The 12,822-nt window shown below is 68.0% G+C and carries 11 protein-coding genes and 1 tRNA gene; 7 read left to right on the top strand and 5 right to left on the bottom strand.

Annotated features, from left to right (window positions below):
- Positions 1–98 precede the first annotated feature (98 nt).
- Genes ACIRB4_RS09030 through ACIRB4_RS09015 form a run of 4 tightly spaced genes read left to right on the top strand, consistent with a single transcriptional unit; the run spans position 99 to position 4,544 of the window.
- Positions 99–1,031, top strand: a complete 933-nt coding sequence (locus tag ACIRB4_RS09030) for a branched-chain amino acid ABC transporter permease (RefSeq protein WP_403289410.1) — start codon at positions 99–101, stop codon at positions 1,029–1,031.
- Positions 1,032–1,036: 5 nt separating this feature from the next.
- A complete protein-coding gene (locus tag ACIRB4_RS09025) occupies positions 1,037–2,797 on the top strand; it encodes a branched-chain amino acid ABC transporter permease (RefSeq protein ID WP_403289409.1) in 1,761 nt (586 codons plus the stop codon).
- Between the two features lie 5 nt (positions 2,798–2,802).
- Positions 2,803–3,831: an ABC transporter ATP-binding protein gene (locus ACIRB4_RS09020; protein ID WP_403289669.1), complete on the top strand. Its 1,029-nt coding sequence runs from the start codon at positions 2,803–2,805 to the stop codon at positions 3,829–3,831.
- Positions 3,828–4,544 (top strand): ABC transporter ATP-binding protein, encoded by a 717-nt coding sequence (locus ACIRB4_RS09015; protein WP_403289408.1) that lies wholly within the window; start codon positions 3,828–3,830, stop codon positions 4,542–4,544. The genes ACIRB4_RS09020 and ACIRB4_RS09015 overlap by 4 nt, the downstream gene beginning before the upstream one ends.
- A 65-nt stretch (positions 4,545–4,609) precedes the next feature.
- Here the strand turns inward: ACIRB4_RS09015 and ACIRB4_RS09010 are convergent, their stop codons facing one another.
- The gene (locus ACIRB4_RS09010; RefSeq protein ID WP_403289407.1) at positions 4,610–5,269 is read right to left on the bottom strand and encodes an ANTAR domain-containing response regulator; all 660 of its coding nucleotides are present in this window, start codon (positions 5,267–5,269) and stop codon (positions 4,610–4,612) included.
- A 104-nt stretch (positions 5,270–5,373) separates the two neighbouring features.
- Between ACIRB4_RS09010 and ACIRB4_RS09005 the strand changes: the two genes are divergently transcribed.
- Together ACIRB4_RS09005 and ACIRB4_RS09000 are read left to right on the top strand one after the other, a co-directional pair.
- Positions 5,374–5,456, top strand: a tRNA-Leu gene (locus ACIRB4_RS09005).
- Between the two features lie 83 nt (positions 5,457–5,539).
- Entirely contained in the window at positions 5,540–6,328 is a 789-nt protein-coding gene (locus ACIRB4_RS09000; protein ID WP_403289406.1) for a helix-turn-helix domain-containing protein, read from the top strand.
- A 4-nt stretch (positions 6,329–6,332) separates the two neighbouring features.
- Here the strand turns inward: ACIRB4_RS09000 and pyk are convergent, their stop codons facing one another.
- The 3 genes from pyk to ACIRB4_RS08985 form a co-directional block, all read right to left on the bottom strand.
- Entirely contained in the window at positions 6,333–7,763 is a 1,431-nt protein-coding gene (gene pyk / locus ACIRB4_RS08995) for a pyruvate kinase (protein WP_403289405.1), read from the bottom strand.
- A 226-nt stretch (positions 7,764–7,989) separates the two neighbouring features.
- Positions 7,990–8,466, bottom strand: coding sequence for a M23 family metallopeptidase (locus tag ACIRB4_RS08990; RefSeq protein WP_403289404.1), 477 nt, complete (start codon positions 8,464–8,466; stop codon positions 7,990–7,992).
- Between the two features lie 191 nt (positions 8,467–8,657).
- On the bottom strand, positions 8,658–9,329 hold the full coding sequence (locus ACIRB4_RS08985) for an SIMPL domain-containing protein (protein ID WP_403289403.1): 672 nt from the start codon (positions 9,327–9,329) through the stop codon (positions 8,658–8,660).
- 134 nt (positions 9,330–9,463) lie between these two features.
- On the opposite strand from ACIRB4_RS08985, the gene ACIRB4_RS08980 reads away from it, so the two are divergent.
- Positions 9,464–11,263: a bifunctional metallophosphatase/5'-nucleotidase gene (locus ACIRB4_RS08980; protein ID WP_403289402.1), complete on the top strand. Its 1,800-nt coding sequence runs from the start codon at positions 9,464–9,466 to the stop codon at positions 11,261–11,263.
- A 1-nt stretch (position 11,264) separates the two neighbouring features.
- On the opposite strand, the gene ACIRB4_RS08975 is transcribed toward ACIRB4_RS08980, so the two are convergent.
- Positions 11,265–12,674 (bottom strand): lysine N(6)-hydroxylase/L-ornithine N(5)-oxygenase family protein, encoded by a 1,410-nt coding sequence (locus ACIRB4_RS08975; RefSeq protein WP_403289401.1) that lies wholly within the window; start codon positions 12,672–12,674, stop codon positions 11,265–11,267.
- Positions 12,675–12,822 lie beyond the last annotated feature (148 nt).

Genomic DNA, 12,822 nt, shown 5'->3' with positions numbered 1-12,822 from the left:
ACTGCCCCGCACACGCACCACCTGAACCAAGCCGCGCGAGGGCGCAAACAGCGCCCTCGCGCGGTGTCATATCCGACACGCTCATCGGAGGCCCTGCGGTGAACGAACTGCCGCAACAGCTGGCCGACGGCCTTGCCCTGGGGGCCCTTTACGGCCTCATCGCCATCGGTTACACGATGGTCTACGGCATCGTCCAGCTCATCAACTTCGCCCATGGCGAGATCTTCATGATCGGGGGCTTCGGCGCCCTCACGGCATACACGATCCTGCCCGAGGGCACCGCCCTCGTCATCGCGATACCCGTGATGCTGATAGGCGGCGCGGTGGTCTCCGTGGCCGTCGCCACCGCCGCCGAACGCTTCGCCTACCGGCCCCTGCGCGGCGCCCCCCGCCTCGCACCCCTGATCACGGCGATCGGTCTGTCGATCGTGCTCCAGCAGATCGTCTGGGGCTTCTACCCCGGCGCCAAGAGCCCGGTCAGCTTCCCCGAGTTCCAGGGAGGAAGCTTCCAGATCCTCGACCACCTCGCGATCTCCCGCGCCGACGCGTTCGTCCTCGTCGCCGCCCCCGCCTGCATGCTCGCCCTCGGCCTCTTCGTCTCCAAGAGCCGCAGCGGCCGCGCCATGCAGGCCACGGCCCAGGACCCGGACACCGCGAAGCTGATGGGCATCAACACCGACCGCATCATCGTCATGGCCTTCGCCATCGGCGCCGCGTTCGCCGCCGTCGCCGCCGTCGCCGAAGGCCTCGACAAGGGCCAGATCCGCTTCGAGATGGGCTTCCTGCTCGGCCTCAAGGCCTTCACCGCCGCCGTACTCGGAGGCATCGGCAACATCTACGGCGCCATGATCGGCGGCGTCGTACTCGGCCTCGCGGAAACCCTCTCCATCGCCTACGTCGAGCACATCCCCGGCATGGCCCAGTTCGGCGGCGGCGCCTGGAAGGACATCTGGGTCTTCTCCCTCCTCATCCTCGTCCTCCTGTTCAGACCACAAGGTCTGCTCGGTGAGCGCGTCGCGGACAGGGCGTGAGCACGATGACCACTGACCTCACCAAGACCCCCGCAGAGTCCACCACCCCCGAGAAGACCGAGGCCCCCCAGGCCCCCGGCCTCCTCCACTGGATCGTCGCCGCCGGTGGCCTCGCCACCGTCGCCAGCACCTTCCTCGCCTGGACCTACACCACCGAATTCCCCGGCGACCTCACCGTCACCGGCTACCCCGGCGGCCTCCAGGTCCTCACCCTCGTCGCCGGCCTCCTCCTGACGCTCTTCGCCCTCTCCGGGCTCGGCATCAAGGGCCTGCGCTGGATCACCCCCGCCGGCTCCACCCGAGCCCTCCGGTTCCTCGCCCTCGGCGCACTCGGCACCACCTGGTACACCGTCCTCGCCATCGCCGTACAACTCGGCGGCCTCGCCCACCTCGAACCGGGCGGATTCGTCGCCGCCGTCGCCACCCTCGTCCCCCTGACCGCCTTCGCGCTCAAGGACGACACCCGCAAGGCGCCGAAGCCCAAGGAACTCCCCTCCTGGGCCGAGATCCTCATCATCGTCGCCGCCTTCGCCCTCGGCATGTACGCCGTCACCTACGGCATCTCCACCGAGTACCCCGAGCTGTTCATCGGCTACCTGCTCCTCGCCGGCTTCGCCGCCGGCGCGCTCGCCAAATCCGGCCTCATGGCCCGGCTCTCCGCGATCGCCTCCAAGAACAAGCAGGTCGCCGCCGTCGCCGCCTTCGCCGCCGCGGCCGTCTTCCCCTTCACCCAGACCACCGACACGTTCACCGTGATCGCGGTGCAGATCCTCATCTTCGCCACGGTCGCCCTCGGCCTGAACGTCGTCGTCGGCCTGGCCGGCCTCCTCGACCTCGGCTACGTCGCCTTCCTCGGCGTCGGCGCCTACACCGCCGCCCTCGTCTCCGGATCCACGGCCTCCGCCCTCGACATCCAGCTCCCCTTCTGGGCAGCCATGATCATCGGCGCGATCGCCTCACTGATCTTCGGCGTCATCATCGGCGCACCCACCCTGCGCCTGCACGGCGACTACCTCGCCATCGTCACCCTCGGCTTCGGCGAGATCTTCCGCATCACCGTCAACAACATGGACGGCGACAACGGACCCCAGATCACCAACGGCCCCAACGGCATCCCCAACATCCCGGCGCTGAACATCTTCGGCTACGACTTCGGCGAGACCCACACCATCCTCGGCGTGGAACTCGGCAGTTACGCCAACTACTACCTGCTGATGCTCCTCGTCATGGTGCTCGTCGTCCTCGTCTTCAGCCGAGCCCAGGACTCCCGCATCGGCCGCGCCTGGGTCGCCATCCGCGAGGACGAGACCGCCGCCACCGCCATGGGCATCAACGGCTTCCGCGTCAAGCTCATCGCCTTCGCCCTCGGCGCCACCCTCGCCGGCGTCGCCGGCACCGTCCAAGCCCACTTCCAGGGCACCGTCCTCCCCGAGATGTACGTGTTCGCCGGCCCCGTCGCCCCGAACTCCGCGTTCCTCCTCGCGGCCGTCATCCTCGGCGGCATGGGCACCATCCGCGGCCCGCTCCTCGGCGCCGCACTGCTCTTCCTCATCCCCGAGAAGCTCGCCTTCCTCAAGGACTTCCAGCTCCTCGCGTTCGGCCTCGCGCTCATCCTGCTGATGCGCTTCCGCCCCGAGGGCCTCATCCCCAACCGGCGCGCCCAGCTCGAATACCACGAGCACGACGAGAACGCCGACAAGCTCGACGTACCGGAGCCACGGCTGTCCGCCGAGTCCGGCGCCGGAACCGCGAAGGCGGGTGCGTGAACGCCATGACGACCACCACCACGGCCACGGCCGCCACCGTCCTCGACGCCAGCGGCGTCACCATGCGATTCGGCGGACTCACCGCCGTACGCGGAGTCGACCTCACCGTCCGACAGGGCGAGATCGTCGGTCTCATCGGACCCAACGGCGCCGGCAAGACCACCTTCTTCAACTGCCTGACCGGCCTGTACGTCCCCACCGAAGGACAGGTCAGCTACAAGGGCACCGTCCTGCCGCCCAAGCCCCACCTGGTCACCAAGGCCGGCATCGCACGCACCTTCCAGAACATCCGCCTCTTCTCCAACATGACGGTCCTGGAGAACGTCCTCGTCGGACGCCACACCCGGACCAAGGAAGGCCTCTGGTCCGCGCTCCTGCGCGGCCCCGGCTTCAAGAAGGCGGAAGCCGCCTCCCGCGAAAAGGCCATGGAACTCCTCGAGTTCATCGGCCTCGCCAACAAGGCCGACCACCTCGCCCGCAACCTCCCCTACGGCGAGCAGCGCAAACTCGAGATCGCCCGCGCCCTCGCCAGCGACCCCGGCCTGCTGCTCCTCGACGAGCCCACCGCCGGCATGAACCAGAACGAGACCCGGACCACCGAGGAACTCGTCTTCGCCATCCGCGACAAGGGCATCGCCGTCCTCGTCATCGAGCACGACATGAAGTTCATCTTCAACCTGTGCGACCGGGTGGCCGTCCTCGTCCAGGGCGAAAAGCTCGTCGAGGGCACCTCCGACGTCGTCCAGGGCGACGAACGCGTCGTGGCCGCCTACCTCGGCACACCCTTCGAGGGCGCCCCGGGCGCCGAAGAGGTCGCCGAGGTCGAAGCGGCGGAGGCACACGCCGAAGCGCAGGCCGAAGCGCAGGCCGAGGCCGAGGCAGCCGACGCGGCGGACACGGCCGACGCGGCCGACGCGGCGGACCAGGCGGACACGGCCACCCAAGCCGACGAACCCCCCGCCGACGACGCCCCCGCCCCCGAAGCACCCGCGACCGGCAACGCGGACAGCACCACCAAGGGAGACACCAAGTGACCGCACTACTCGAGGTCGAGGACCTCAGGGTCGCCTACGGCAAGATCGAAGCCGTCAAGGGCATCTCCTTCACCGTCGAAGCCGGCCAGGTCGTCACCCTCATCGGCACCAACGGCGCCGGCAAGACCACCACCCTCCGCACCCTCTCCGGACTCCTCAAGCCCTCCAGCGGCAAAATCACCTTCGACGGCCAGGTGCTCAACGGCATCCCCGCCCACAAGGTCGTCTCCCTGGGCCTGGCACACTCCCCCGAGGGCCGGCACATCTTCCCCCGCCTCACCATCACCGAGAACCTCAAACTCGGCGCCTTCCTCCGCAAGGACAAGGACGGCATCGAACGCGACGTCCAACGCGCCTACGACCTCTTCCCCATCCTCGGCGAACGTCGAAAGCAAGCGGCGGGCACCCTCTCCGGCGGCGAACAGCAAATGCTCGCCATGGGCCGCGCACTCATGTCCCAGCCCAAGCTGCTCATGCTGGACGAGCCCTCCATGGGCCTCTCCCCCATCATGATGCAGAAGATCATGGAGACCATCGCCACCCTCAAGGCCGAGGGCATGACGATCCTCCTCATCGAACAGAACGCACAGGCCGCCCTCTCCCTGGCGGACCACGGCTACGTCCTCGAAGTCGGCACCATCAAACTCTCCGGCACCGGCCAGGACCTGCTCCACAACGACGACGTCCGCAAGACGTACCTCGGCGAGGAGTAAGCCCCACCCAAGAGGAAGGCCCGTCCCACAACGTTGTGGGACGGGCCTTCTTCTGTCCAGAGCCGTTACTGCTGGCCCTTGGCCGCCTTCTTCTCCTCGGCGTCCTCGATGACCGCCTCCGCGACCTGCTGCATCGACATACGGCGATCCATCGACGTCTTCTGAATCCAGCGGAACGCCGCCGGCTCCGTCAACCCGTACTGCGTCTGCAGAATGCTCTTCGCCCGGTCCACCAGCTTGCGGGTCTCCAACCGCTGCGAAAGATCAGCGACCTCCTTCTCCAGAGCCCGCAGCTCGGAGAAGCGCGACACCGCCATCTCGATGGCCGGCACCACATCACTCTTGCTGAACGGCTTCACGAGGTACGCCATGGCCCCCGCGTCCCGCGCCCGCTCCACCAGGTCACGCTGCGAGAAGGCGGTGAGCATGAGCACCGGCGCGATCGACTCACCCGCGATCTTCTCCGCGGCGGAGATCCCGTCCAGCACCGGCATCTTCACATCGAGGATGACCAGGTCCGGCCGGTGCTCCCGAGCGAGCTCCACGGCCCGGGCCCCGTCGCCGGCCTCGCCGACGACCGTGTAGCCCTCTTCCTCGAGCATCTCTTTGAGGTCGAGGCGGATGAGAGCCTCGTCCTCGGCGATGACGACACGGGTCGTCAGCGGCGGAACGTGCGACGCGTCGACGTCGTCGGCGGCGGGCTGGGGCGACTCGGGGGCGGTCACGGGGGCTCCTCGTTCAAGGCCTCTTCCAAGGCGGGTACAGCTCCCAAGAGCCTACCTAGTGGGCCAGGGCTGCACGCACACGGTATGCTTCACGCGGTCATCCTGCCGGGTTGGTGGAATGGTATACACGGAGGTCTCAAACACCTCTGCCCGAGAGGGCTTGCGGGTTCGAGTCCCGCACCCGGTACCGTTTCGAAGCGGACGTTCACCTTCGTGTGAATGTCCGCTTTTTGCTACGCACAGCCAGGGATCATCGCGCAGTGTGATCGCATGAACTTCCACGGCACAGAAGTGCGACAGCGGGCGCTGACACTGCTCCGGGGCGGGGCCAAGAACGCGGACGTGGCCCGCGCGCTCAATGTCCCCATGGGCACGATCAGCTACTGGAAACACGTGGACCGCGCAAAGCGTGGCGAGTGTCCGGGCAGACACAGCACGGAATGCCCGCGCTGCGACGGTCGAGAGCTGGACGAAGCCGCGTACGCCTACTTACTCGGGCTCTACCTCGGAGACGGGCACATCATCCAGAACCGGGCCATGCGAGTCCCCAGCCTCTCCGTCACATGCGCGGATTCGTGGCCCGGCCTGATCGATGCCTGCGCAGAAGCCATGCAGGCCGTGCTTCCGGGGAACACCGCCTCCCGAGTGCAGCGGAAGGGGTGCCAGGAGGTGAAGATCTACTCCCGCCACCTGTGGTGCCTCTTCCCGCAGCACGGGCCCGGGAAGAAGCACGAGCGCCGTATCGTCCTCGAACCCTGGCAGCAAGCGATCGTCGACACGCACCCCTGGGCGTTCATCCGGGGACTCATCCACTCCGACGGTTGTCGGATCACCAACTGGACCACCCGACTCGTCGGCGGTGAGCGCAAGCGGTACGAGTATCCGCGCTACTTCTTCACCAACAAGTCGGACGACATCCGGCAGCTGTTGGGCGACACCCTCAGCAAGGTCGGCGTCGAGTGGACGACCACCGCCCGAGGCGTCGACCCCTACAACATCTCCGTCGCCCGCAAAGCCTCCGTCGCCCTCATGGACGCGCACGTCGGGCCCAAGCGCTGAGCCCTCAGTTCGTCACCGCGTCCCCGATGCGGTGGACGCGGACCAGGTTCGTGGAGCCCGCGACGCCCGGTGGGGAGCCGGCCGTGATCACGACGAGGTCGCCCTTCTCGCAGCGGCCGATCCGCAGGAGTTCCTCGTCGACCTGGGCGACCATCGCGTCGGTGGAGTCGACGTGCGGGCCGAGGAAGGTCTCCACTCCCCAGGTGAGGTTGAGCTGGGAGCGGGTGGCCGGGTCGGGGGTGAAGGCGAGGAGGGGGATGGGTGAGCGGTAGCGGGAGAGGCGCTTGACGGTGTCGCCGGACTGGGTGAAGGCGACGAGGAACTTGGCGCCGAGGAAGTCGCCCATTTCGGCGGCTGCGCGGGCGACGGCGCCGCCCTGGGTGCGGGGTTTGTTGCGTTCGGTGAGTGGGGGGAGGCCCTTGGCGAGGATGTCTTCTTCGGCGGCCTCGACGATGCGGCTCATCGTCTTGACGGTTTCGATGGGGTGTTTGCCGACGCTGGTCTCGCCGGAGAGCATGACGGCGTCGGTGCCGTCGATGACGGCGTTGGCGACGTCGCTGGCTTCGGCGCGGGTGGGGCGGGAGTTGTCGATCATGGAGTCGAGCATCTGGGTGGCGACGATGACCGGCTTGGCGTTGCGTTTGGCGAGTTTGATGGCGCGCTTCTGGACGATGGGGACTTGTTCGAGGGGCATTTCGACGCCGAGGTCGCCGCGGGCGACCATGATGCCGTCGAAGGCGGCGACGATGTCGTCGATGTTCTCGACGGCCTGGGGCTTTTCGATCTTGGCGATGACGGGGAGGCGGCGGCCTTCCTCGTCCATGATGCGGTGGACGTCCTTGATGTCGCGTCCGCTGCGGACGAAGGAGAGGGCGATGACGTCGGCGCCGGTGCGCAGGGCCCAGCGGAGGTCGTCGACGTCTTTTTCGGAGAGGGCGGGTACGGAGACGGCGACTCCGGGGAGGTTGAGTCCTTTGTGGTCGGAGACCATGCCGCCTTCGATGACGTGGGTGTGGACGTGGGGGCCGTCGACGGAGGTGACTTCGAGGGTGACGCGGCCGTCGTCGACGAGGATGCGTTCGCCGGTGGTGACGTCGGTGGCGAGGCCTTGGTAGGTGGTGCCGCAGATGTGGCGGTCGCCTTCCATGGGTTCGACGGTGATGGTGAAGTCGTCGCCGCGTTCAAGGAGTACGGGTCCTTCGCGGAAGCGGCCGAGGCGGATCTTCGGGCCTTGAAGGTCGGCGAGGACGCCGACGCTGCGGCCGGTCTCGTCGGAGGCTTTGCGTACGCGCTGGTAGCGCTCCTCGTGTTCGGCGTAGGTGCCGTGGCTGAGGTTGAGGCGTGCGACGTCCATTCCGGCTTCGACCAGGGCTTTGATCTGGTCGTATGTGTCGGTGGCGGGTCCCAGGGTGCATACGATTTTGGCTCGGCGCATGGTGTGACCCTAGAGCTTACCGATGGGTAGAGATGGGGCTCGGCATGTCTGTTCAACAACCTTTGCGTGAAAGGTTATTGACAAGTCTTGAATGTGTGCGGGTGGATGCTCTGATGAGCGCTCGCGGGCGCCGTGAGAGGCCTTCGCGCGGCCGGTACGGGCACGTGTACGGGCCCTGCGCGGGGTAGCCCGCGCAGGGCCCGGGAGCGGGGGGGCGGGACCGGTGTCAGGCGCGCGTGTTGACGCTGACCGGCCGTGATCCGGTAGGGGGTGTCCAGCCCTGAAGGGTGGCCGGGATGCCGACGCGGGTGTTGCAGTTGATGACCTGGAAGTGCAGGTGGGCGCCGCTCGCGGCTCCGGTGGCGCCCGACCAGCCGATGATCCGGCCTTGCGGGACCCAGTCGCCGGTGTTGTAGATGGCCCGGTTGAGGTGTGCGTAGTGGGTGCACTGGCCGTTGGAGTGGCGGATGATGACTTCGATGCCGTTCTGCCAGTACGGCGACCAGTCGGAGACGAGGACGGTGCCGCCTTGGGCGGCGGAGACCTCGTAGTTCGCCGGCAGTCCGAAGTCCCAGGCGTACTCGTTGTAGGGGCCGGTATGGGAGTACGTGCCTTCGGGGCCTTGGGTGACGAGGTAGGACTCACCCGAGGGGTAGGGAAGTTCGTAGTAGTAGTCGACGGCTGCGGCCGGAGGGGCGGCCATGAGGCCGATTCCTGCGATCGTGAGTGCCGAGCTCGCCATGGCGCCGAATCTGAGGAGAAGTCGTCTCGCGTTGCGCACTGCGCCTCCCGTTGGGGTCTGATCCAGACGGGGCAACAGTGGCAGTAACTACCGCTTTCAACAAGGCTGTTGCAGAAAATTTCTGCAAGTTCTGTCATGGGTGGGGCGGGCGGCTAGAGCGTCGGTGGGTTCATGGTGAAGCGGGCGGTGACTTCTGCTGTGACTGTCTGGCGTTGGGGTTCGAGGTCCAGGGGTGGGGCTGTGTCGGTGGATTCGGCGGCGAAGGCCATGCGGGCGCCGCCCATGGGGCCGGGTGGGGGGATGAGGCCGGTGTCGGCGAGTTCGAGGAGGGCGGAGAGTGTGGTGCCGAGCGCCTCGGCGTAGGCGCGGGCGCGCTGGACCGCTTCCGTCACGGCGAGGCGGCGGGCTTCGGCGTACGCCGGGGAGTCGGGTCGCAGGGTCCACCAGGGGCCGTCCACGGCGGTCGCCTCCACGTCGGCGAGGCGGGTGACGAGCTCTCCGAGCACGGTGAAGTCGGTGAGTTCGGCGGTGACGCGTACGGTGCCCTGGTAGCCGCGGGGCCGTTCCTGTCGGCCTCGTCGGCCGAAGTCGGGGGCGATCGAGAAGCGTCCGGTCTCGAGTTTCTCCACGGCGTCGCCCTGGGCTTTGACGAGGTCGAGGATGTGCGTGTTGCGGCGTGTGAGGTCGGCGAGGGTGGCCGCGCGGTCGGGGCCGCGCGCGGTGACGGTGACCCAGATCCGGGCGAGGTCGGGGTCGACTTCGAGTCGTCCTTCGCCGCGGACGGTCACGTGGGGTGCTTCGGGGGTCGGGTGTTCGTGCGTCACGGCCGGCTCCTCGTGTGCGGCAACGGGTGTCCGACGAACACTTTCCCACTCCGTAACCGGAAAGGTCTGTTGCCGGGCGTGGCTGCTGGGCCAGAATCTACGCGCGTTGTGCGCCACTGAACCGAGGAGAACACATGCCGCTGAACCGTCGGACGTTCCTGGAGAGCTCCGTCGCCGTCGGGGCGGGAGCTGCCCTCACCACGGGGGCGGTCGCCGCGCCCGCGCAGGCCCATGGGCGTCGTCCCAAGCCGGTCAAGCGGTACTCCTTCACGGTGATGGGCACCACCGACCTGCACGGCAATGTTTTCAACTGGGACTACTTCACGGACAGGGAGTTCGACGACAAGGCCCACAATGACGTCGGTCTGGCGAAGATCTCCACGCTCGTCGGCCAGGTGCGGGCGGCGAAGGGGAGGCGGAACACGCTTCTGATCGACGCCGGTGACACGATCCAGGGCACCCAGCTGTCGTACTACTACGCCAAGGTGGACCCGATCACGCGGACGGGCGGGCCCGTCCATCCCATGGCTCAGGCCATGAACGCCATCGGTTACGACGCCGCCGCTCTGGGGAACCACGAGTTCAATTACGGCATACCGGTTCTGCGGAAGTTCGAGGAGCAGTGCGACTTCCCGCTGCTGGGTGCCAACGCGCTGGACGCGAAGACGCTGCGGCCGGCCTTTCCGCCGTACAGCATGCACCGGCTGCGGACGCCGCACGGCCGGGATGTCCGTGTGGCGGTGCTGGGTCTGACCAATCCTGGCATCGCGATCTGGGACAAGGCCAATGTCACGGGCAAGATGGTCTTCCCGGGCCTGGAGGAGCAGGCGGCGAAGTGGGTGCCGAAGCTGCGGTCGATGGGTGCGGACGTGGTGGTGGTGTCGGCGCACAGCGGGTCCAGTGGGACGTCGTCGTACGGGGACCAGTTGCCGCACATCGAGAACGCGGCGGGTCTGGTGGCCGAGCAGGTTCCCGGTATCGACGCGATTCTGGTGGGGCACGCCCACACGGAGATTCCCGAGTACCGGGTGAAGAACAAGGAGACCGGCCGGGACGTGGTGCTGTCGGAGCCGCTCAAGTGGGGTCAGCGCCTCACTCTGTTCGACTTCGACCTGGTGTGGGAGAAGGGCCGCTGGAGTGTGGAGAAGGTGGCCGCGCAGGTTCTCAACTCCAACACGGTGGAGGAGGACCCGGAGATCACGGGGCTGCTGGCGGACGAGCACAAGAAGGTCGTCGCGTACGTCAACCAGGTGATCGGTACGTCCACGGCGGCGATGGCCACGGCGGACGCGCCGTGGAAGGACGAGCCGATCATCGACCTGATCAATCAGGTGCAGGCGGAGACGGTGCGGGCGGCGCTGGCCGGCGGGGAGTACGCGGCGCTGCCGGTGCTTTCCCAGGCGTCGTGCTTCTCGCGTACGGCGGCGATCCCGGCCGGGCAGGTGACGATCAGGGACGCGGCCGGGCTGTATCCCTTCGAGAACACGCTGGAGGCGCGTCTGCTGACGGGCGCGCAGTTGAAGGATTATCTGGAGTATTCGGCGCGGTACTACGTGCAGACGCCGGCCGGGGCGCCCGTGGACCCGTCGAAGCTGACGAACGCGTCGGGGATCCCTGACTACAACTATGACGCCGTGTACGGCCTGACGTACGAGATCGACATCGCGAGGCCGGCCGGTTCGCGCATCGTGAACCTGGCGTTCGAGGGGAAGCCGGTCGATCCGGCCGCGCGGTTCGTGCTGGCGGTGAACAACTACCGCGCCAGTGGTGGCGGCGCGTTCCCGCATGTCGCCGGTGCTCCGCAGTTGTGGGCGGATTCGGACGAGATTCGTAACACGATCATCCAGTGGGTGCGGGCGAAGGGGACGATCGACCCGGGCGCCTTCGCGTCGGTGGACTGGAGGCTGACCCGGGACGGCGTTCCCGTCTTCTAGGTCAGTTCCGTGTGAGAGGCGTCAGCTCCTGGGCCTGGGCCGGGATGCGTGGCGCCTCTCGGCGTTCGAGGCCGAAGGTGGTGAACGCGGTGCGGCGTGGCAGCGGGTAGGGCTCCTGGCCGGTGAGCGAGTTGAGGATGGTGGCGCTGCGCCAGGCGGCGAGGCCGAGGTCGGGGGCGCCGACGCCGTGGGTGTGTTTCTCGGCGTTCTGTACGTAGACGTGTCCGGTGACGCAGGGGTCGAGGTCGAGCCGGAAGTCCTGGTCGATCCGGGCGCGGCCGGCGGAGTCGTGGCGCAGGTAGGGGTCGAGTCCGGCGAGCAGTCGGTCGACGGGGCGTTCGCGGTAGCCGGTGGCGAGGATGACGGCGTCGGTGGTGAGGCGGGAGCGGGTGGCCTGCTGGATGTGTTCCAGGTGCAGTTCGACTTTGGTGGTGGCGACTCGGCCGGCGGTGCGGACGTTGACGCCGGGGGTGAGGACGGCGTCGGGCCAGCCGCCGTGGAGGGTGCGGCGGTAGAGCTCGTCGTGGATGGCGGCGATGGTGTCGGCGTCGATGCCTTTGTGCAGCTGCCATTGGCGGGGTACGAGGTGGTCGCGTACGGGTTCGGGCAGGGCGTGGAAGTAGCGGGTGTAGTCGGGGGTGAAGTGTTCCAGGCCGAGTTTGGAGTACTCCATCGGTGCGAAGGCTTCGGTGCGTGCCAGCCAGTGGATCTTCTCGGCTCCGGCGGGGCGGGCCCGGAGCAGGTCGAGGAAGATCTCGGCGCCGGACTGGCCGGAGCCGATGACGGTGATGTGTTCGGCGGCGAGGAGCCGCTCGCGGTGGTCGAGGTAGTCGGCGGAGTGGATGACGGGGACGCCGGGGGCGTCGGCGAGGGGTTTGAGCGGCTCGGGGACGTAGGGCTCGGTGCCGACGCCGAGGGCGATGTGCCGGGCGTGGGCGCGGCCGAGGGCTTCGGCCTCTCCGTCGGCGTCGAGTTGGGTGAAGTCGACTTCGAACAGGCGGCGTTCGGGGTTCCAGCGGACGGCGTCGACCTGGTGGCCGAAGCGCAGGCCGGGTAGCTGGGTGCTGACCCAGCGGCAGTAGGCGTCGTACTCGGCGCGCTGGATGTGGAACTTCTCGGCGAAGTAGAAGGGGAAGAGGCGGTCGCGGGAGCGGAGGTAGTTGAGGAATGTCCAGGGGCTGGTGGGGTCGGCGAGGGTGACCAGGTCGGCGAGGAAGGGGACTTGGAGGGTGGCGCCTTCGATGAGCAGGCCGGGGTGCCAGTGGAAGGCGGGGTTCTGTTCGTAGAAGGTGGCCGACAGCCCGCCGGGGATGCCGTGGGCGAGTGCGGCGAGGGAGAGGTTGAAGGGGCCGATGCCGATGCCGACGAGATCGTGGGGGTGGTCGAGGTCGCGCTGCGGGGTGCCGGTCATCGGTCGGTGCTGCCTTCCACGTGGGTGAGGTGTGTGTCGGGGTCGCGCGGCATGAGCTTGCCGGGGGTTCTGGGGGTTTGTCCGAAGAGCCGGGGTGGGCAACCCGAACGGGGGACGCGGGGTTGCGTGCGGGGGGCCGGCCGGGCTG

Source organism: Streptomyces sp. NPDC093600, assembly GCF_044764755.1.
Lineage (GTDB): Bacteria > Actinomycetota > Actinomycetes > Streptomycetales > Streptomycetaceae > Streptomyces.
Note: the sequence above shows the minus strand (reverse complement) of the source record. Positions and strands in the feature narration are given on the sequence as shown.